The organism is Allobosea sp. 2RAB26 (assembly GCF_052115465.1).
Taxonomy (GTDB): Bacteria; Pseudomonadota; Alphaproteobacteria; order Rhizobiales; family Beijerinckiaceae; genus Allobosea.
In genome coordinates this window covers 264,235-284,674 of the sequence record NZ_JBFRGS010000002.1, presented here as the reverse complement: position 1 = coordinate 284,674, position 20,440 = coordinate 264,235, and the positions used below count along the sequence as shown (strand labels likewise).

Here is a 20,440-nt window from a genome sequence, read left to right as displayed (position 1 = left end):
CATGACGATCGCCTTTCATAAACCGGCCCTGAGCCCGCGGCAGGCAAGCCTTCGCCGGCTCGCCCGCAGCCGCTCCTTCCAGATCGGGGCCGCGATCGTGCTCGCCATCGTCCTGGTCGCGCTGCTGGCCGATCTGCTCGCGCCCTTCGATCCGCTGCGCAGCAATGCCCGCATGCGCCTGACGCCGCCCAACGCGACGCACTGGTTCGGCACCGACCATTTCGGCCGCGACATCCTCTCCCGCGTCATGGTCGGGGCCCGGATCTCGCTCAGCATCGGGGCGGCGACGGTCCTTCTCACCGGCCTCTTCGGAACCGTGATCGGCGCGGTCGCAGGGTTCTTCCCGCGCTTCGACAACCCGATCATGCGGCTGATGGATGCGCTGATGGCGTTCCCCTCCATCGTGCTCGCCATGGTGGTCAGCGCGGTGCTCGGCGCCTCGCTGACCAATGTCGTGATCGCCCTGTCGATCGCCACCATGCCTCACACGGCCCGTATCGTCCGCGCTTCGGTGCTGGTCGCGCGCGAACTCGACTATGTCGAGGCCGCCCGCTCGCTCGGCGCGGGCGAATTGTCGATCCTGTTCCGGCATGTGCTGGTCAACGCCATGGGGCCGCTGATCGTCCGGCTGACCTATGTCTTCGCCGTCGCCATCCTGGCCGAAGCCGCGCTCTCCTTTGTCGGCGCCGGACCGCCACCGCCGGCACCCTCCTTCGGCGCGATCATCGCCCAGGGCCGCGATTTCATGCGCGAGGCGCCGTGGATCACGATCTTCCCGGGGCTTGCGATCGTCCTGTCCGTGCTCGGCCTCAACCTGCTCGGCGACGGTCTGCGCGACGCCCTCGATCCGCGTTCGACCATGTAGCCACCGCCATCCCGAAGGCCGGCGCGGAGAGCCGCGCCCGAGCGATAAACCGGAGACCAGACGTGAAACGCATCCTCATCGCCGAATGCAAGCAGGAGATCTCGTCGTTCAATCCGCTGCCGTCGGGCTACGGCAATTTCCACATCAGGCGGGGGGACGCGCTCTATGAGCAGCGCGGCACCAACCAGGAGATCGGTGGCGCGCTGGCCGTGTTCGAGGCGCGCGGTGACATCACCGTGGTGCCGACCATCTGCGCCCGCGCTGGCAGCGCCGGCCTGCTTTCCGCCGAAGGCTGGAAGCGCCTGTCGCAGGAGTTCCTCGACGCCGTCTTCGCGCGTCTCGACGGCATCGACGGCATTTATATCTGCTTGCACGGCGCGATGGCAGCCGAGGGCGAACTCGACCCGGAGGGCTACCTGCTCGAGGCGCTGCGCAAGCGCGTCGGGCCGGACATGCCGATTGTCATCTCGCTCGACCTGCATGGCATCCTGACCGATCGCATGCTGCGGCAGGTCAACGGCTTCGCGATCTACTGGACCTATCCGCATGTCGATTTCGCCGATACCGGGCGCCGCGCCGCCGCGCTGCTGCTGCGCCTGATGGAGGGCGGGCTTCGCCCTGTCGCCGCACGCGTCGTCATGCCGACGCTGGTCCGCGGCGACGAGCTCATCACCAAGACCGGCTGCTATGGCGATCTCCTGCGCGACTGCCGGCGTCTCGAGGAGGAGGGCAGGGCGCTGGCCGCCGGCATCATGATCGGCAATCCCTTCACCGATGTGCCGGAACTGTGCTCGCAGGTCCTGATCCTGACCGACGGTGACGCGGCCACGGCTGAACGCGAGGCGCTTCGCCTCGCCGAGGAATTCTGGCCGCAACGCTTCCGGATGCAGGGCAAGCTGATCGGGCTCGAGCGCGCCATCGCCCAATCCCAGACGATGGCAGGGCCGCTGATCTTCACCGATGCGGCCGACGCCACCTCCTCGGGCGCGTCGGGGGACAGCAACGCCATCATCGCGGCTTTGTACGCGGCCGGCTATGGCGGCAGGGTCCTGGCGCCATTGGTCGATGCCGGGGCGGCCGCAGCCGCGCACAAGGCCGGCGTCGGCGCGACGATCAGCGTTGCGCTGGGTGGCGCCATCGACCCCGCCCGCTTCACGCCGATGCAGGTCGAGGCCAAGGTCAAGCTGCTCTCGGATGGCGAAGCGCTGCTGGAAACGATGAAGGCGCCGCTTGCGGCAGGCCCGACGGCGGTGCTGACCTTGGGCCCGTTCACGATCGTGGTCATGAGCCATTCGGTCAGCCTGTTCGACCGGGCGATGTATTACGCCAACGGCCTGAACCCGCAGGATTTCGACCTCGTCGTGGTCAAGTCGCCCCATACCGAGCACCACATGTTCGAGCAATGGTGCGAGCATAATTTCAACATCGATGCGCCCGGTGCGACCTCGGCCAATCTGAAAAGCCTCGGGCACAGCATCTGCGCCCGGCCGATGTATCCGCTCGAGGCCGATGCGGCCTTCGCGCCGAACCCCGTCATCTACACGCTGTGAAGGACAAGCCCGTGCCGACGATCGATGCAGTCGATTTCTTCTACCTGTCCATGCCCGTGGTGACGGACGAGGCCGATGGCAGCCAGGATGCCCTGCTGGTGCGGGTAGCCGCCGGCGGCCAGATCGGCTGGGGCGAGTGCGAGGCAGCCCCGTTGCCCTCGATCGCAGCCTTCATCTGCCCGATGTCGCATGGGGTCTGCCGCCCCGTCGCCGATTCCGTTCTCGGCAAGCCGCTCGAAAGCCCGGCCGATATCGCGCAGATCTCGGCTGACGTCGCCTATAACTCGATGGACCTGCTGCAGGCGCCGCACACCTTGTCGGGCGTCGAAATGGCGTTGTGGGATGTGCTCGGCAAGCTGCGCGGAGAGCCCGTCTGGCGTCTGCTCGGCTATAACAGCAGCCACCCCAAGACGCCCTATGCCTCGGTGCTGTTCGGCGACACGCCGCAGGAGACGCTGGCGCGCGCCCGCGATGCGAGAGCGCGCAACTTCCGGGCCGCCAAGTTCGGCTGGGGGCCGATCGGGCGGGGCAGCGTCGCCGCGGATGCCGAGCATTTCGTCGCCGCGCGCGAAGGGCTTGGCGCAGACGGCATCCTGCTGGTCGATACCGGCCAGATCTTCATCGAGGATGTCGAGCGCGCCGCCGCAAGACTGCCCGCGCTGGAGAAGGCAGGCGCGCTCTGGTTCGAGGAGCCGTTCCAGGCGAGCGCCGTCGACGCCTATGCGGCCCTGGCCAAGCGCAGTTCGACCGTGCGCCTGGCGGGCGGGGAGGGTGCCCATAACGTCCATATGGCGAAGCAGCTGATCGATCATGGCGGCGTCGGCTATATCCAGATCGATTGCGGCCGGATCGGCGGCGTCGGCCCGTCCAAGGAGGTGGCCGACTACGCCGTTGCCAGGGGCGTGACCTTCGTCAATCACAGCTTCACCTCGCATCTGGCGCTCTCGGCCTCGATCCAGCCCTATGCCGGCCTGAAGGACCACGTCATCTGCGAGTATCCGGCCATGCCAAAGCCCGTCGCGCTCGCCTTCACCCGCAACCACCTGGAAAGGGACGGGAATGGCGACATCAGCGTCCCGGACGCGGTCGGGCTGGGGCTGGAGATCGACGAGGACGGCATCCGCCAGTATCTCCAGGATGTCGAGATCAAGGTGAACGGCAAAGTGCTCTACGCGACGCCGCAGATCTGAGGCGGGGCCTGACGGGGCTAGAGTCCTGTCATCTTCAATGCGGCTGCGGGCAAACGCTCCCCGGTCAAGGTCATCGTCGACAGGGCCTGATCGATCTCGTGGAGATCGGCCGCGGTCAACTGCACCGCGGTCGCTGCGATGTTCTCCTCGAGGCGATGAGGTTTCGTCGTGCCGGGGATGGGAACGATCCACGGTTTCTGCGCCAGGAGCCAGGCCAGCGCGATTTGCGCGGGCGTCGCGCCCTTGTCCTCGGCGACGTCCTCAATGAGCGTGACCAAGGCTGCATTGGCCTTGCGGGCTTCCACCGAGAAGCGTGGCACTGCATTGCGGAAATCCGTCGGTTCGAAGGTCGTGTTGCCGTCGATCTTGCCGGTCAGGAAACCGGCGCCGAGCGGGCTGAACGGCACGAAACCGATGCCGAGCTCTTCGAGCACAGGCAAGATCTCCGCTTCCGCGTCGCGATAGAACAGCGAGTATTCGCTCTGGACGGCAGCGACGGGATGAACCGCATGCGCCCTGCGGATCGTCGCCGCGCCGGCTTCGGACAGCCCGAAATGGCGGACCTTGCCTTCCGCGACCAGGGCCCGGACTGCGCCGGCCACCTCCTCGATGGGAACCTCGGGATCGACACGGTGCTGGTAGAATATATCGATGACATCGGTGCGAAGTCGCTTCAGGGACGCCTCGGCGACGCGCCTGATATGCTCGGGCCGGCTGTTCAGCCCTGGGCGCCGTTCTCCGGAATTCTGGTCGATGTCGAACCCGAACTTGGTCGCAATGACGACGTGCTCGCGGATCGGCGCGAGCGCCTGACCCAGGAGCTCCTCATTGACGAACGGCCCATAGGACTCGGCGGTGTCGAACAAGGTCACCCCTCGGTCGAAGGCCCGGCGGATCAGCTCGACGCCGGCTTTCCCCTCGACGGCTTGGCCATAACCATAACTCAGGCCCATGCAGCCGAGACCGAGCGCCGACACGCTCAGGCCGCTCTTGCCGAGTGTCCGTTTCTGCATGGTCCACCTCACACTCTGCTCACGATGTTGATGGCGCGTATGTAGCGAGCGTGGCCCGCGGTGATTAGGAGTTATAATCCGCAAGAGCTCATAAGGTCCCCTAATCAATGGCGCAGCCGAACTTCAACGATCTCGCTGCCTTCGCCATGGTGGCGCGGGAGCGCAGCTTCACCAAGGCCGGGGCCAAGCTGGGCGTCTCGCAATCGGCCCTGAGCCAGACGATCAAGGCACTCGAGGAACGACTGAAGCTGCGCCTGCTGACCCGTACGACGCGCAGCGTCGCGCCCACGGAAGCGGGCAAGAGACTTCTGGAGACGGTCGGTCCGCGCTTCGAGGAGATCGAGGCGGAGATCGCGGCGCTCGGCGAGTTGCGAGGTAAACCCGCGGGAACGGTACGCATCACGGCCGGAGAGCACGCGGCGGTCGCCATGTTGCAGCCGGCCCTGCGCAAATTCCTGCCGGATCATCCCGACATCACGGTCGAGATCATCGTCGATTATGGCCTCGTCGATATCGTCGCGGCTGGCTACGACGCCGGCGTGCGCCTTGGCGAGCAACTGGCGAAGGACATGATCGCGGTTCGCATCGGCCCGGAGATGCGCATGGCCGTGATTGGCTCGCCGGACTATTTCGCCCGCTACGGCATTCCCGAGACTCCTCAGGACCTGACCGCTCATAACTGCATCGCGTCGCGCCTGCCGACCTATGGCGGCCTCTTTGCCTGGGGGCTGGAAAAGGACGGCCGCGAGATCAAGGTCCGCGGCGAGGGGCAGCTTGTGTTCAACAGCCTCGCCATGCGGCTGAACTCCGCCTTGGACGGGTTGGGGCTCGCCTATCTGCCTGAGGATCAGGCCATCCCGCATATCCGGGACGGGCGCCTTGTGCGCGTGCTGGAGGATTGGTGCCCGCCATTCCCTGGCTATCACCTGTACTATCCGAGCCGCCGGCATGTCTCGCCGGCCCTGGCCGTCCTGATCGACGTCCTGCGCTACCGGGAATGATCTCGCCGGTGAAGCCGATGGCGGTCGCGCTACGTCATGCCTGGCTGGCCTGACCGGGCTCCGCGCCTGGCAATTCCCGTTGGCGATTGCTGCCGATGGGCCAGCCGGGCTGGACGAGCTTCAGGCCGTAATAGGTTGCGACCATGAACAGCCCGGCGGCAGCCGCGCAATGGATGAAGAAGCCCGCCACCGCTTCCTCGAAATTCCACCAATCCAGTGTCGTCTGCATGGAAAGCCTGGTTCCGAGCCCGAGGACGATGCAACTCCAGGCGCCGTGGACGGCGATCGTCACTGCTGCTGCCCGCAGCAGGAGCGTTCGCAGCCTGCTGGGCGTTCTGATGCCGAACAGGTTGCGGGCCACGCCCATCAGCATCGGCCAGCGCAGCCCGAGATGGATCGCGACGATCACCAGGACCCAGTAGGCGGCAAGGGTGTGGATCTGCCGAATGGTGAAGCCGCCCCAGGCCGGCAGATAGGCGGCAAGGGCATGCGAGATCAGCACGCTGGTCGCGACCAGCGCCAGCATGGCGATCAGGAGCGCGACGGTGACGCTGATGTTGAACAGGCTGCGCGGCCCGTGCCGGGTCCGTGCGACGGCGCCATACCAGCGCCGGTTGAAGACGTTATGGGCGATCAGGAGCAGGAACAGCGCCGTTCCCGCGATCTCATGGATGGGGTTGCCAAGCCACCAATAGGCAAACCCGAGCAGCAGCAGGCCGGCCGCCAGAGCGTCGAGCCATAGCCGGGATATGAAGAGAGAACTCACCTTCGTGCTCCCCTGGACCTATTCGACCGGCTTGCCGTCGAAACGGGGGATGCGATAGCCGGTGAAGAGGAATTCGCTGCCCGACTGGCTCTGGTGGCAGGACTGGCAGCGGGCGGTGTTCTCGCTCGTGTTGATCGTCCGATCCGGCCAGAACCACTGGAACTGCCAGTCGCCGGTGCGGCGGCGGTCGTCGTAATCCGCGCCCCAGTTCTGGCCCTTCTCCATCACGAAGTAGCGGAACAGCTTGCCGTCGCGATGGTCGACCAGCACGAAATGGGTTCCGGCCGGCACTGGCTGGCGGTTCTTCACGGCCTCGATCGCCGCGGGCGTCGTCATGATATGTTCGGTGACGTTGCCGCGCCGGACGGTGGTGTAGTGGACCAGCGTGTCGAGTTCGGGAAACGTCACCCTCGTGGCCTCCGCATGGACCCGCCAGCCCACCGTGAGGACGGCGGCCATGGACAGGCTTGCCAGGGCGATCTGAAGCGTAGGCACCTTCATGAATGGGTTGTCCTTGGATTGCTCATTGGAGACATGATTGCTTCTGGCCGCGGCCGTGCCGTCGAGGGCCGGGGAGGTCGCGGAATGGCCACGCCCTGCGTTGCAGAGGGGCTGCGCCGACCGTTCGCTCCATCGGGACCAGGTGGTGCAAGCTCTGGAACGACCATCCCGGGCCTCATTTCGGCTTGAACACGTCGCGCGCAACCGCGACCGCCGAAACGGCGTTCGGCCAGCCCGTGTAGAAGGCGAGCTGCGTGATCGCCTCGACGAGCTCTTCCTCCTTCACGCCGTTCTGCCGCGCCAGGGCGAGATGGGACCGCAACTGATCAGGGCGGTTCATGGCAATGAGAGCGCTGACGGTGACCAGGCTGCGGTCGCGCCTGGAGAGGCCTGGCCGCTCCCAGATGTCGCCGAACAGGACAGTGTCGGTGAGCTCGGCCAGCTTTGGCGCGATATCGCCCATCAGCTGCTGCGCCCGGGAAGGCGGCTTTGGCGTCGCCGGCTGGGCCGGGGCTGGCGCCTGGGGTTGGGCGTAGGAGGTCGTTGCGTGGCCAGCAGCGAACAGGCATGTGGCGGCGAGCAGGGCACGCGCGAGGGGGCTCATGGTGGGGCTTTCCTTGTCCGAATGAGTGGCCGCGACAGGCATGCGCCGTCGTCGTGCCGGCGAGAGTGCTGGGAGTGATCAGTCCAGCTGCTTGTCCGCCAGGAAGCGCGAGACCTGGTCCGCAATCTCGATGTTGTTCAGGTCCGAGAACGGGAAATGCGTGTTGCCCCGTATGCCGATCTCCGGCAGGTGGACCAAAGTGACCTGGCCGCCATGCTTGTTGACGGTGTCGCGCCAGATCCGAGCCATCTCCAGCCGGCCACGCCAGGCGTCCTGGGTCGGAACATCGGACGCCTTCGACGGGATATTGTCGCCGTAGAAGATGATGATCGGCAGCTTGGTCAGTGCCATGAAGTCCGACATCGGCACCGGCGTGCCTTCAAGCGTGTCGAACGCGGTCGGCACAGGCTTCGGCAGCTCGCCCTGCGGGAAGACGAAGCCGCTACCGGGCTCGAAGGCGACGATCGCCTTGACGTTTTGGTTCTTGATCGCGGTCAGCCAGCCTGGCCCGCCGCTCTGCGAATGCGTCATCAGGATGCCGGGACCGATCCTGGCGAACAGCGCCGACACGCCATCGGAAATCACGTTTGCATCGAACGGGCCGGTGTTCGGGGTCATGGCACGGAAATATTGGTTCAGCGTCTCCGGCTTGCGGTCGAACTGGACGCCGTCGAAATAGGTCGGCCAGATGCCGACGCGGAACTGGCCGAACCAGAACTGCTCGTCGGGAGTCGGCTTGATGGTCGCCTCGACCGTGCTGCGGCCGGCATTGCCGCGCCGCGGCTGGTCGATGAGATAGGTCGCGAAACGGCGGCGCAGGAAAATGTTCTGGAAGCCTTCGCGCCCGTCTGGTGTCGTCTCCCAGGTCTTCGAGAATTGCCCGGCCCCGTGCCACATCACGATGGGGAGTTTCCGCGGGGCGACCGGCAGCTGGTAGAAGGCGTAGAGATGATCGCCATGGAAGGTCTGCCCGGCCGGCTGCAGGGGTTTCATCGCATCGAATGTGCCCGGGGCGCTGGCGATCACGCCGCCGACCGCGAAACTGCCCTGGTCCTGAATGACCAAAGGCTCTGGCTTCCCGGCAGATTGTGAAAGCGCAGGCGTCAGACTGAGCAGACCGGTCGCGATCAGGATGGATGGAAGCAGGAATAGCGTCTTGATCGTCGGCATGCGCCCCTCGGTTGCTGCGTCAGCTTCGCGGGGAACCTAACGATCTGGCCGATATTCGATTAGGCTCAATGATTCACTAGGACAGATAAGCGGTGCTAATGAATGCCGGCGGTGCCGCGATCGCCGACCACCGCACGGAAACGCGGCTGTCCCGGGGCGGCCGCCCCTCGCTCACTCCAGCGTTACGGAGGCGGGCAGGACGTAGCGGCGCTGCAGGATTGTCTCGCCTCTCGAGCGGGAGCTTCGCTGAACGGTGTCCAGTGGGCGAAAGCCGAGTTTGAGAAGCACCTGCCCCGAAGCTGCGTTGTCGACGGCATGTCCGGAGAGAAGCTGCGACAGGCCGACTGTTCGAAACGCGAAGTTCAGGACCGCTCGTGCCGCTTCCGATGCATAGCCGCAGCCCCAGCTGGCCTGCTCGAACCAATAGCCGAGTTCCCCCTCGCCTTGAGAGATCTCATCGACGTCGATGACCCCGATGGCTCTGCCCTGGAGCTCGACCGCAAAACGATAGGCTTCTCCCGCTGCCCATTCGCGCGGATGGTCGGCGAACCATTGCGCGATGTCTGCTCGATCGGGCGGAAACGACGCCATTCGCAGCATGCGCGTCACCTCCCAGTCCGACTGTATTTCAAAGGCGCGATCAGCATCCGCGAGGCTCGTTGGGCGCAGAACCAGGCGATCCGTTGTCAAATGTTGCGGAGGGATGCGAGCCATAGTCTACCGCCAGCTGATCATCATGAGTGCCACCAAGGCCATGACGATAAGCCCGTCGTGATTGCCCGCAATGGGCGACATCGGGTGCTGCCGCGCCGTCCCGCCTAGGTCCGTATTCGGCCAAGAGGCCGACGTCCGGCACTGGCGCGACCCGGCGGGATGCGGCCAGACGCGATCGACCAGCCCCTCGGCTCCCTCGTGGGCTGTGACTTTTCCCTCGAATGCGCCCCCCTTGGGCCTGGAACCCCTTGGTTTCAGGCGTATTCCGGGCGGCGCGGTGTGAAGACGTCAAGATTGAGCACGGGCTCGTCGCCGACGACCTCGCCCCAATGCTCGACATTGGACGGGATCACGACGAGCCCGCCGGGGCCGACGAGATGCTCTTCGCCGCCGATGAAGAAGCGCAGCGTCCCACTCACGATATAGGCGATCTGCTCATGGGGATGGCTGTGCGGCCTGGGCTCATGGCCAGGCATCAGCCGGTGCAACGCCACTGTCGCGGCACTACCGGAGAAGGCCTTGCGGTCCACGCCTGGACGCACCGGCGTCCACGGAATCTGGCTCCAGTCGATCTTGTGAATGTCCATGGTGGATCTCCCGATTGAACAAGAGCGACCGTCCGGGCGGTCGGGTGCGTCGCTTGTCTACTTGGCCGCGCCGAGGATGCCGGACGGCCGGATGAACAGGAAGAGCAGCAGCACCGACAGCGCCGCGACGTTCTTCAGGCCCGCGCCGAAGCCGACGATGGCGAGTGCCTGCAGCAGGCCGAGCAGCAACCCGCCGAGAAAGGCGCCGAAAGGCCGCCCGAAGCCGCCGACGATCGCGGCGATGAAGCCGCTGATCGCGAAGGGCACGCCGACATTGAAGGCGGTGTACTGCGTCGGTGTGATCAGGATGCCGGCAATGGCGCCGAGCGCCGCGCTCAGCGCGAAGGCCAGTGCCAGCATGCGCGCGACCGGGATGCCTTGCAGCGCAGCCGCCTCGCGGTTGATCGAGCAGGCGCGCATGGCCTTGCCGGTCCGCGTCAGGCCGAAGAAGGCGGCAAGCGCTGCGACGATCGCAAGCGATCCCCCGACGATCCAGATCAGCTGGTAGCCAATCGCGACGCTACCGATCATCAGCGGCGGGAGGTCGGTGAAGACCGGCAGGGTCTTGGGCTGGTCGCCGACTGCGATCAGCGTCAGCCGCTCGATCACGATCTGGGCGGCCAGCGTCGCCAGGATCATCACGAACATCGTCGCCTTGCGGTTCCAAAGCGGCCTGACGACGACGCGCTCGATCGCCACGCCGAGCACGGCGACGGCTGCGATCGCGATCAGGGCGGCGACCGGCAGCGGCACGCCGTTACGCGCGAACAGCACCTGGGTAATCAAGCCGCCGAGCATCACGAAGGCGCCTTGCGCGAAATTCACGATGCCGCTGGCGTTGTAGATCACGCAGAAGCCGATGCCGATCAGGCCGTAGACGCAGCCGATGCCGAGCCCGCTGACGAGCACTTGCGGGATATAGGACAAGTCAGCCATGGGCCGCCTCCTGCGTGCCGGGCGTGTCGGTGGAAGACTTGTTCAGGGAAGACTTGTCCGAGGAGGACTTGTTCGAGAAAGACTTGCCGGTGCCGAGATAGGCCGCGATCACGGCCGGGTCGGCGCGGACCTCGGCCGGCGTGCCCTCTGCGATCTTGCGGCCGAAATCCACCACGACGACGCGGTCGGCGGTATTCATCACCAGCGTCATGTCGTGTTCGATCAGGAGCACGCTGGTGCCTTCGTCGGCGATGCGCCGGATGGTGCGCGAGAGCACGGCTGATTCCTCGGTATTCAGGCCGGCCGCCGGCTCGTCGAGCAGGATGAGCCGTGGCCCCGCCGCCATGGCGCGCGCCAGTTCAAGCATGCGCTGGCGGCCATAGGGCAGGCCCGATGCCGGTTCGTCGGCCATCCCTGCGAGACCGGCGAAGGCGAGGAGGTCGCGCGCCCGGGCTTCGACGGCTGCCTCCTCGCGGCGGGCAGAGGCCGGCCGCAGCAATGCCGAGAACAGGCCGGCCTTGCCCTGCAGGTGACACCCGACCTTGACGTTATCGAGCACGCTCAGATCCTCGAACAGCTTGACGAGCTGGAAGGTCCGCACCAGTCCCGCAGTGGCGATCTCTGCGGGCGGCCGGCCGGTGATGTCCTTGCCCTCGAAGACGATCCGGCCTGCGCTCGGCGGCAGGAAGCCGGAGATCAGGTTGAACAGCGTCGTCTTGCCGGCGCCATTGGGGCCGATCACGGCGGTGACGCCCTCGGCAGGGACCTCGAACGAGACATCGTCGACTGCGACGAGGCCGCCGAAGCGGCGCGTCACGCCGTCCAGGCGAAGCCGGCTCACGAGCGCCCCCGCGGGGCAAAGAGGCCGGCGAGGCCGCGCGGCGCATAGATCAGCAGCAGGATCAGCGCCGCGCCATAGGCGAGGTCCTGATAGTCCTTGAAGGCGCGAAAAGTCTCCGGCAGCAGGCTGACGATCAGCGCCCCGACCAAAGGTCCGGCGACCGTGCCGATGCCGCCGACATAGAGCATGGTGAAGGTGACGATGACCATGTGCAGCCCGAAGACCTCGGGGCTGACGAAGCCGACGACATGCACGAAGAGCGAGCCCGCGAGCGCGGCAAAACCGGCCGAGAGCAGGAAGGCCGCGAGTTTGTAGCGCGCGACGTCGATGCCGAGCGCCGTCGCCGCCTCCTCGCTGCCGGCGACAGCCGAGAGCGCTCGGCCGAAACGCGAGCGGCGGATGCGCGCTGCCGCAAAGGCGCAAGCCGCGACAACCAGCGAGAGCAGGATGAGCTGGCCGCGGTCGGAGGTGATCTCATAGGGACCGATCCCGAAGGGCGGGATGCCGGAGATGCCCATATAGCCCTGCGTCACCGACTGCCATTCGACGGTGATCTCGTAGGTGATCAGGCCGATGGCCAGCGTACCCATCGCGAGGTAATGGCCCTTCAGCCTGAGCGCGGGATAGCCGACGATCGCGGCGGCAATCACGGCCGCGACGATGCCGAGCACCATGGCGGGCAGGGGGCTCCAGCCATGGGTGGCGGTCAGCACGGCGGAGATATAGCCGCCGATCGCGGCGAAGGCGTTCTGCCCGAAGGAAACCTGCGCGGCGAAGCCCATGAACAGGTTCAGCCCGGTCACGAAGACCGCGTAGATCAGCGCAAAGGCGACGACCGTTGCGGCATAGCCGCCCACGATCATGGCATAGCCGACGACGAGCCCGGCGAAGAGCCAGGGCAGCAGGCCCACCAGCCTGAGCGGGCGCCGTTCAGGCGAAGTAATGCTGAGCGAGTTCGTCATGGGAGGTGATGTCACGCGGATCGAGTTCGGCGACGATGCGCCCGAGCGAAAGCAGGTAGACGCGGTTGGCAAGTTCGAGCGCGAGCGGCGCCTTCTGCTCGACCAGCACGATCGCCAGGCCTTCGCGGTTCAGGAGGCCGAGCGTCTCCAGGATTTCCTCGGTGACGCGCGGCGCGAGGCCGAGCGAGGGCTCGTCGAGCAGCAGCAGCTTCGGCCCGGCCATCAGCGCACGGCCAAGGGCGAGCATCTGCTGCTCGCCGCCGGACATGGAGCCTGCGGCCTGTCCGAGCCGTTCCTTCAGGCGCGGGAACAGGGTCAGCACGCGCTCGCGCCGGCGGTTGAATTCGGCCTTGTCCCGCAAGCGATAGGCGCCGAGTTCGAGATTGTCGGCAACGGACATCGGGGCGAAGAGACCGCGCCCCTCCGGCACCAGCACGATGCCGCGCGAAGCGACCGCGACTGCATCGTGCCGCGACAGCGCCTGGCCCCGGAAACGGACCTCGCCGCTATTGGCGGAGAGCCCCATGATCGCGCGCAGCAGCGTCGACTTGCCGGCCCCGTTGGGGCCGAGCACGGCGACGAGTTCGCCCTCGCCGATGTGCAGATCGACCCCGTGCAGCGCCTCGACATGGCCATAGCGCGCCGAGAGGCCGGTCGCGGCCAGGATCGGCGGAGCAGCGCTCGCTTCTATCTTGGTCGCGACCGCGAGGCTCATTGCACCACCTTGACCTTGCCGGCTTCGATGGTGGCCAGCACAAAGGGGTTCTCGGTGATGCCCTGATGCAGGTCCGGCCGGAAATTGTAGATGCCGGTCGTGCCCTGGAAGCCGGTCAACTCCTCATAGGCGGCGCGAACCTTCTCGCCCTCGAAGGACTTCGCCTTCTCGATCGCGGCGACCGTCAGCATGACGCCGTCCCAGCCGCGCGAGGCCCAGTTCGGGTCGCGATCCCTGTATTTTTCGCGCCAGGGCTCGAGGAAGGCCTTGATGCCGGTCTTGAGGGTGCCCTCGGGCAGCGCCTCATAGACCTGCGACGGCGAGGCGACGAAGAAGAACTTGTCGCCCAGCACCTCGGAGACCGGACCGAACACGGCCAGGTCCTCGAGGCTCGTCAGCAGCAGCATGTCGGCGCCGAGCTGCTTGATGTTCTTGGCCGCGGTCAGCGTCGTGCCGCCGAGTCCGATCTTCAGGATCGCGCCGGCGCCCGCCGAACGCGCCTTGCTGATCTGGACGCTGAGATCAGGGTCGTCCTGCTTGTACTGATCGACAGAGACGACCTCGAGGCCGTACTTGGCCGCGTTGCGCTCGGCCACGCCCTTCTGGAGATTGGCGTAGGGGGTCGGGTCATGCAGCACCGCGATCTTTCGGATCTGCGTCTTTTCCTTGAGGTATTCCAGGCGCTTGTCGACCTCGAAGCCGGCCGGCGGCAGGGTGGTGAAGGCCCAGGGCAGGTGCTCGGCCTGCTGCGGCAGGATCGAGCACAGCATCATCGGCACCTTGGCGCGCAAGAGCAGGCCGGCGGCGGCGAAATTGCCGGCCGAGACGCAGCCACTGACGAAGACGTCGACCTTGTCCGAGCTCAGCATCTTCCGATAGACGGTCACCGCCTCCTGCGGCTCGGATCGGTTGTCCTCGACGACAACCTGGATCTTGCGGCCCATGACGCCGCCCTTGGCGTTCACCGCCGCGACTGCCAGTTCGACGCCGTCGCGCCAGGCGCGATCGACCGTCGCAGCATAGCCGGTCAGACCTGCCGAGACGCCGATCTTGTAGGGCTCCTGCGCGCGGGCGGGCGCCGCGCCGACCATCGCGACGCTTGCGGCGATGCCGGCCGCAAATAGGGTCTGCTTCATCAACTGTCCTCCCGGTTTCCCTTGGCTTCGACTGGTCACCCCGGTGCGGGGCTCCGCCTTTTTCTTGGTCTTGTGCAACGATTTGGTCTTGCGCCCGATGGCAGTTCTCAGGCCGCCGGCTTGCCGTAGCCGCCGCCGCCGGGCGTCTCCAGCAGCACGACGTCGCCGGCCTTCATCGTCAGCTTCTTCGCCTCGCTGACGGATGTGCCGTTGACGAGGAAGCGCCCGGGCGCCCCCGGGAGGCCGCCATCGATCCCGTCAGGCCCGCGTTCGAGCCGGCTCGGCACCGCGTTGAGCAGCCAGGCATGGTCGGTACGCATGTGAAACTGGATGATCTGGCCGTCCCCGCCCTGCATCCGGCCCTTGCCGCCGGACCCCGGCCGCAGTTCCTTGCGGTCGAAGACGATCGGCATCGCTGCTTCCAGGATCTCGATCGGCACAGCCGCGACCCCTGTCGGATAGCAGGTGGCGCTCGGCCCCGGCTTGCCGGCGCGCGCGCCCATGCCGCCGGAATAGTTGAACATCGACGAGGTGAAGGGTTCGCCGCTCGGACGCCGGCCCTGGATCTGAATAGTCCAGACCGCGCCTGATCCTTCCGCCAGGACCCGTTCCGGCATGACCTGATGCAGCGCCTTCAGGATCGGCATCGGGACGTACATGCCGACCACATGGCGCGCATTCACCGGCGCCGGATAGGCGCAGTTGATGATCGAGCCCACGGGAGCGCGGACTTCGATCGGCGCGAGCGAGCCGGTGTTGTTCGGCAGGTCCGGATTGAGGCAGGAGCGGATCGCGAAGGTCGAATAGGCGTGGGTGTAGTTCAGCACCACGTTGATGCCGGTCGTCGTCTGCGGTGAGGAGCCGTCGAAGTCGACGATGATCGAACCACTTTCGGCATCGACGGTCACAGCCGTCTTCAGGGTGATGATTTCGCCGCCGGGAACGTCGAAGACGGCCTCGCCATGATAGGTGCCGGGCCTCAGCTTGCGGATGGCGTTGCGCGTCGCCTCCTCGGAGCGATCGATGATCTCGTCGGACAGGGCTTCGATGTCCTCGATGCCGTAGCGCTCGCACAGCGTGATCAGGTGCTCGGCGGCGGCCTCGCCGGAAGAGACCTGCGCCGACAGGTCGCCGAAGACGGCGTCGGGCGTGCGCACATTGCGGCGGATGATGTCGTGCAGCATCTCGCTCGGCTTGCCGCGCTCGTAGAGCTTGAGCGGCGGGATCCAGAGGCCTTCCTCATGCACGTCGCGGGCGCCGGCGCCGATGCCGTAGCCCCCGATATCGGTGTGGTGGATGGTCGAGCCGATATAGGCGAGCAGTTTCGTGCCGTTGAAGATCGGCGTCAGGATCGTGATGTCGAAGAAGTGCCCGGCCGAGAGCCAGGGGTCGTTGGTGATCAGCACGTCGCCGGGTTCGCAGCGCCCTTCGAACAGGCGCACGAGATGGGCTCCCGCGATGGCGAGCGAGTTGATATGGCCGGGCGTGCCGGTATTGGCCTGCGCCACCATGCGTCCGCGCTGGTCGAAGAGCGCGCAGGCGAGGTCGCCGGCTTCGCGCACGATCGGGCTGAAGGCGATGCGCTGCAGCGCCTTGGCGCGTTCGTTGACGATACCGATCAGGTTCGACCAGAGGATTTCGAGTTCGACTCCGTCCATCGGATTTCAGCCTTTCGTGGCGACGATGCAGCCGAGCGCGTCGATCGTCGCGCTCCAGCCGGGAGGCAGCGCGGTCGTGGTCTCGCGCTCCTCGATGATGGCGGGGCCGGCGATGGTCTGGCCGGTGGCGAGGGCGGAGCGCTCGTAGACCGGCACCGACTGACCGTCTTCCCAGGCATGGACCGGACGATGACGCTTGGGTGCACCGGCTGTGTTCTGGGGCCTGGCCTGGCCGTCGAAATGCGGCAGGGGACCGCGTGCCACGACGCGCCAGGTCACGAGTTCGATCGGGACATGCGAGGGGTTGACGCCGTAGAGGGTGCGATAGGCAGCCTCGAACTGTGCCGTCAGCGCTGCGCTGTCACGGCTCTTGCGCGGGTCGGTCTCGAAGATGATCGTGACCTCGTGCTGCTGGCCGACATAGCGCATGTCCGCGCCGATGAGGATCGTGACGTCGGACGCCGCGCAACCGGATACGCCGAGCGCCGTCAGCCCCTCGCTCTCGAGCTCGCCGAGCACACGGTCGACGCGGCCCCAGTCGAGATGATCGACCCGCGTCAGGTCGCTGCGCACCAGATCGAGCCGGACCGGCGTGACGAGCGTGCCGAAGGCCGACAGCACGCTCGACTGCGGCGGTACGATCACGCTGGTGCTCTGCAGCAGGTCCGCGACGCCGCAGGCGTGCAACGGACCGGCACCCCCGAAGGCGAAGAGCGGCAGGCCGCGATAATCGACGCCGCGATCGGTGGCGTGGGTCCGCGCCGCCGAGGCCATGGCCTCCGTGACGATGCGGTAGATGCCGCGCGCCGCCTGGACGGCGTTGAGGCCGAGCGCATCGCCGAGCCGCGCCATCGCGGCGTCGCAGGCTGCCTTGTCGAGCGACATGTCGCCGCCGAGGAAGTTCTCGGCATCGATAAGGCCGAGCACGAGATCTGCATCGGTGACGGTCGCGTTCTTGCCACCGCGGCCGTAGCAGGCAGGTCCCGGATTGGAGCCGGCGCTTTCGGGCCCGACCTTGAGCAGGCCGAGATCGTCGACATGGGCGATGCTGCCGCCGCCGGCCCCGATCTCGATCAAGTCGATCGAAGGCACCGTGACGGGCAGGCCACTGCCTTCCCGGAAGCGGTAGCGCCGGTCGACCTCGAACAGCCCGGTGATCAGCGGCGTGCGGTTCTCGATCAGGCAGGCCTTGGCCGTGGTGCCGCCCATGTCGAAGGACATCAGTCGATCGATACCGAGCAGCTCCGCATAGTGGCAGGCAGCAAGGGCGCCGGCTGCCGGACCGCTCTCGATCATGCGCACGGGATTTTTGCCCGCTGTCTCGGCGCCGACGACGCCGCCCGAGGACAGCATGATCAGCGGCGTGTTGGCGAAACCCTCGACGCGCAGCCGGTCGCTCAGCCGCTTGAGATAGGGCTGCGAGATCGGCATGGCGTAGGCATTCACCGTCGCCGTCGAGGCGCGCTGGTATTCGCGGATCTGCGGCGCGACCTCGGCCGAGGTGCAGATGAACACGTCGTTGAGTTCGCGAGAGAGGGCAGCCGCGACCGCGACCTCGTTTTCAGGATTGGCGAAACTGTTGAGGAAGCAGATCGCGATGGCGCGAGCACCGGAGGCGCGGATCTCGGCTGCGAGTTCGGTAATGTCCTCGGCTGCCGGAGCAAGCGCGAGGGTGCCGTCTGCCAGGACCCGCTCCTTGATGCCGAAGGTCAGCTCGCGCGTCACCAGCGGCTCGGGGAACTCGATCTGCGGATCGTACATGTCATAGCGGTGCTCGTTGCGGATCGAGAGCACGTCGCGGAAGCCCTCCGTGACGACGAGCGCCGTCGGCAGCCCCTTGCGCTCGATCAGCGCGTTGGTGACGACCGTTGTGGCGTGGACCACGACACCATCGATCGCGCCGGCCGCGATGCCGGCCTTGCCCAGCACGGAATCGACACCGCGGAAGAAGCCCTCCAGCAGGTCGTGGTGGGTGGTCAGTGTCTTGTCGACGCTGAGGCTGCCGCGGGAGTCGCGCAGGACGATGTCCGTGAAGGTGCCGCCGATATCGACGGCCAAGGAATAGGTCATGATCTCAGTCTTTCCAGGTCAATCCGCGCGAGATGCGTGCGGCTGCGCCGACGACTTCGCGGATCTGTTCGGGATCGGGTTCTGGCGCGATGAATTGCGTGGAGCCGACGATGGCGATCGAGCCGACCAGCGCCTTGCGGTGGTCGAAGACCGGGGCGGCCAGCGTGTTGACGCCGGTGATCACCTGGTCGGGCGCAGTGGCCCAGCCGCACTCGCGGACGCGTGCGATTTCCGCCAGAAGCGCCTCTCCGGAGACGATCGTGCTCGGCGTCCACGCCTTCAACTCGCCGGCTGCAACGGTGCGACTGCGTTCCGGCGAGCCGAAGGCGAGCCAGATCTTGCCATGCGCGCTGGCGTGGAAGGCGAGCCGCGTGCCCGGCCGCATCGCGAATTCGATCATCGTGCGGCCCTGGATCAGCTCGAGGACGATCAATTCCTCATCGATCACGTCGCAAAGCGTCACAGCCTGGCCGGAGCGGTCGCGGAGCGTCATCAACTCCTCGCGCGCTGCCGAGACGATATCGAAGCGCTGTCGCAGCGCCTCGCCGAGGACCATCAGCTTGATGCCGGCATCGTAGCGGCCGGTATTCGGATCCTGACGGACGAAGCCGTGGCGCTGAAGCGTCACCAGATGCCGGTAGATGGTGGCCTTGGAGGAGGAGAGCGCCTCGGCAATCTGCGCCAGCGCGACGGGGCGGCTCTGCCGGACCAGATACTCGACTGCCTGCAGGGCGAGGTCGAGCGTGCTTGTGCCGGCAGGCACAGCTTTGGCGGAGGCTTTGTCGGTATCGAGCGTCAAGGAGCGTCCCTCTGTGTCTCATTTCATATAATGAAACATCATTTTGTTATTTGATATGCTATGGTTTGATCGAGCGGGCTGTCAAGCGTCAGTCGGGCGTCGAGATGGCTGGAATGCTGACGGGACGTCGGCATGGGCGCCAACGGTCAGGGCGGCCTTCCCCAGATGTGAAGGCGGGCGCCGGTGGCCCCACTGCTCGTCTATCGATCACGTAGCGATGGCGCGCCGATGCGGAACCGCAGGTTTCGCTGCGCGGTTTCCCGACATGTCCGCCGCGACCTCAGGACGTCAGGGCAGGGTAGGGGATAAGGCCGGATCGCCTCTTGATCGGGTCATGCTATCTAATTAACATGATAATCATAAATCCTGCGTGGCGGTGTGGTCCTGCGCCGTTGCTGAAGCCAGCCCGCCGCGTCGCCATCCCCCTGGCAATCAACTCTCGAAGACGTCGATCTCGGCCAAAGGCACGAGGCGACAGAAGGACCGGATTCATGCTTGCCCCCAGATTCATCAGCTTCTCCGCTGAAAACCGCGCCGGATACGGCCTGGCCGTGGAAGGGGGCGTCATTGACCTGTCCAGCCGCTTCTCGGCTCGGTGGCCGAGCCTGAAGGAGGTGGTAGCCGAGGGCGCCTTTGCGAAGCTTGCCGACGCGGCGGCGGGGCTGTCTCCGGATCTGCCGTTCCAGGCGATCCGCTACGAGCTTCCGATTGCCGCGCCCGAAAAGATCATCTGCGTGGGCGTCAATTTTCCCGACCGCAACGCCGAATACAAGGATGGTCAGGCCGCCCCGGCCAATCCCTCCCTGTTCCCGCGCTTTCCCCGCTCCTTCACCGGTCATGACCAGCCGCTGATCCGCCCGCCCGAGAGCGTGCAGCTCGATTATGAGGGCGAGATCGTCATCGTCATCGGCAAAGCGGGGCGCCGCATCGCCGAGCGCGACGCGCTGAACCATGTCGCGGCCCTGTCGCTTTGCAATGAGGGGACGATCCGGGACTGGGTTCGGCACGCCAAGTTCAACGTCACGCAGGGCAAGAATTTCGACCGCTCGGGCTCCATCGGGCCATGGCTCGTTCCCTTCAGCGATGAGGCGCAGATCGCCGATATCGCGCTGACGACCCGCGTCAACGGCGAGCTGCGCCAGGAGGACCGGACCAGCCGGATGGTCTTCTCCTTCCGCCGGATCATCAGCTACATCTCGACCTTCACCACGCTCGTGCCGGGCGACATCCTCGTCACCGGCACGCCGACCGGGGCAGGGGCTCGCCTGGAGCCGCCGGTCTGGCTGAAGCCCGGTGACGTCGTCGAGGTCGAGGCCGAGGGGATCGGCCTTCTCCGCAACACCATTGCCGACGAGGCCTGAT

General features: G+C 66.3%; 20 protein-coding genes. 5 read left to right on the top strand and 15 right to left on the bottom strand.

From position 1 onward, the window contains the following. Window position 1: 1 nt before the first annotated feature. The 3 genes from AB4118_RS04430 to AB4118_RS04420 all read left to right on the top strand — a co-directional run bounded on the left by AB4118_RS04430 (window position 2) and on the right by AB4118_RS04420 (window position 3,605). Entirely contained in the window at window positions 2–865 is an 864-nt protein-coding gene (locus tag AB4118_RS04430) for an ABC transporter permease (RefSeq protein WP_441488590.1), read from the top strand. A gap of 62 nt (window positions 866–927) precedes the next feature. Next, a complete protein-coding gene (locus AB4118_RS04425; RefSeq protein WP_441488589.1) occupies window positions 928–2,415 on the top strand; it encodes a M81 family metallopeptidase in 1,488 nt (495 codons plus the stop codon). A gap of 11 nt (window positions 2,416–2,426) precedes the next feature. Further along, window positions 2,427–3,605, top strand: a complete 1,179-nt coding sequence (locus AB4118_RS04420) for a mandelate racemase/muconate lactonizing enzyme family protein (protein ID WP_441488588.1) — start codon at window positions 2,427–2,429, stop codon at window positions 3,603–3,605. 17 nt (window positions 3,606–3,622) lie between these two features. On the opposite strand, the gene AB4118_RS04415 is transcribed toward AB4118_RS04420, so the two are convergent. Next, entirely contained in the window at window positions 3,623–4,618 is a 996-nt protein-coding gene (locus tag AB4118_RS04415) for an aldo/keto reductase (protein WP_441488587.1), read from the bottom strand. A 107-nt stretch (window positions 4,619–4,725) separates the two neighbouring features. Between AB4118_RS04415 and AB4118_RS04410 the strand changes: the two genes are divergently transcribed. Further along, window positions 4,726–5,619, top strand: a complete 894-nt coding sequence (locus AB4118_RS04410) for a LysR family transcriptional regulator (RefSeq protein ID WP_441488586.1) — start codon at window positions 4,726–4,728, stop codon at window positions 5,617–5,619. Between the two features lie 34 nt (window positions 5,620–5,653). Here AB4118_RS04410 and AB4118_RS04405 read toward each other — a convergent pair whose 3' ends face one another. From AB4118_RS04405 to AB4118_RS04340, 14 genes are all read right to left on the bottom strand, one after another. Further along, window positions 5,654–6,385 carry a DUF4405 domain-containing protein gene (locus tag AB4118_RS04405; RefSeq protein ID WP_441488585.1) on the bottom strand — a complete coding sequence of 244 codons (732 nt, stop codon included), beginning with the start codon at window positions 6,383–6,385 and terminating at the stop codon, window positions 5,654–5,656. A gap of 18 nt (window positions 6,386–6,403) precedes the next feature. Next, window positions 6,404–6,886, bottom strand: coding sequence for a cytochrome P460 family protein (locus AB4118_RS04400; protein WP_441488584.1), 483 nt, complete (start codon window positions 6,884–6,886; stop codon window positions 6,404–6,406). A 175-nt stretch (window positions 6,887–7,061) separates the two neighbouring features. After that, window positions 7,062–7,490, bottom strand: a complete 429-nt coding sequence (locus AB4118_RS04395; RefSeq protein ID WP_441488583.1) for a carboxymuconolactone decarboxylase family protein — start codon at window positions 7,488–7,490, stop codon at window positions 7,062–7,064. Between the two features lie 78 nt (window positions 7,491–7,568). Then, window positions 7,569–8,660: an alpha/beta hydrolase gene (locus AB4118_RS04390; protein ID WP_441488582.1), complete on the bottom strand. Its 1,092-nt coding sequence runs from the start codon at window positions 8,658–8,660 to the stop codon at window positions 7,569–7,571. A 171-nt stretch (window positions 8,661–8,831) separates the two neighbouring features. Further along, complete coding sequence (locus AB4118_RS04385; RefSeq protein ID WP_441488581.1) at window positions 8,832–9,374, bottom strand: GNAT family N-acetyltransferase; 543 nt, start codon at window positions 9,372–9,374, stop codon at window positions 8,832–8,834. Window positions 9,375–9,628: 254 nt separating this feature from the next. Then, window positions 9,629–9,961: a cupin domain-containing protein gene (locus AB4118_RS04380; RefSeq protein WP_441488580.1), complete on the bottom strand. Its 333-nt coding sequence runs from the start codon at window positions 9,959–9,961 to the stop codon at window positions 9,629–9,631. A 57-nt stretch (window positions 9,962–10,018) separates the two neighbouring features. Then, window positions 10,019–10,897 carry a branched-chain amino acid ABC transporter permease gene (locus AB4118_RS04375; protein ID WP_441488579.1) on the bottom strand — a complete coding sequence of 293 codons (879 nt, stop codon included), beginning with the start codon at window positions 10,895–10,897 and terminating at the stop codon, window positions 10,019–10,021. Next, window positions 10,890–11,738 (bottom strand): ABC transporter ATP-binding protein, encoded by an 849-nt coding sequence (locus tag AB4118_RS04370; protein ID WP_441488578.1) that lies wholly within the window; start codon window positions 11,736–11,738, stop codon window positions 10,890–10,892. Before AB4118_RS04370 ends, AB4118_RS04375 begins: the two co-directional genes overlap by 8 nt. Next, window positions 11,735–12,700: a branched-chain amino acid ABC transporter permease gene (locus AB4118_RS04365; protein WP_441488577.1), complete on the bottom strand. Its 966-nt coding sequence runs from the start codon at window positions 12,698–12,700 to the stop codon at window positions 11,735–11,737. The genes AB4118_RS04370 and AB4118_RS04365 overlap by 4 nt, the downstream gene beginning before the upstream one ends. Then, window positions 12,669–13,415, bottom strand: coding sequence for an ABC transporter ATP-binding protein (locus tag AB4118_RS04360; protein ID WP_441488576.1), 747 nt, complete (start codon window positions 13,413–13,415; stop codon window positions 12,669–12,671). The genes AB4118_RS04365 and AB4118_RS04360 overlap by 32 nt, the downstream gene beginning before the upstream one ends. Then, window positions 13,412–14,551: an ABC transporter substrate-binding protein gene (locus AB4118_RS04355; protein ID WP_441488575.1), complete on the bottom strand. Its 1,140-nt coding sequence runs from the start codon at window positions 14,549–14,551 to the stop codon at window positions 13,412–13,414. The genes AB4118_RS04360 and AB4118_RS04355 overlap by 4 nt, the downstream gene beginning before the upstream one ends. Before the next feature lie 107 nt (window positions 14,552–14,658). Then, complete coding sequence (locus tag AB4118_RS04350) at window positions 14,659–16,209, bottom strand: hydantoinase B/oxoprolinase family protein (RefSeq protein ID WP_441488574.1); 1,551 nt, start codon at window positions 16,207–16,209, stop codon at window positions 14,659–14,661. A 6-nt stretch (window positions 16,210–16,215) separates the two neighbouring features. Further along, a complete protein-coding gene (locus AB4118_RS04345; RefSeq protein WP_441488573.1) occupies window positions 16,216–18,279 on the bottom strand; it encodes a hydantoinase/oxoprolinase family protein in 2,064 nt (687 codons plus the stop codon). A 4-nt stretch (window positions 18,280–18,283) separates the two neighbouring features. Further along, a complete protein-coding gene (locus AB4118_RS04340; RefSeq protein WP_441488572.1) occupies window positions 18,284–19,078 on the bottom strand; it encodes an IclR family transcriptional regulator in 795 nt (264 codons plus the stop codon). Window positions 19,079–19,569: 491 nt separating this feature from the next. Here AB4118_RS04340 and AB4118_RS04335 point away from each other — a divergent pair, with 491 nt between their 5' ends. Next, window positions 19,570–20,439 carry a fumarylacetoacetate hydrolase family protein gene (locus AB4118_RS04335; RefSeq protein ID WP_441488571.1) on the top strand — a complete coding sequence of 290 codons (870 nt, stop codon included), beginning with the start codon at window positions 19,570–19,572 and terminating at the stop codon, window positions 20,437–20,439. Window position 20,440: the final 1 nt, after the last annotated feature.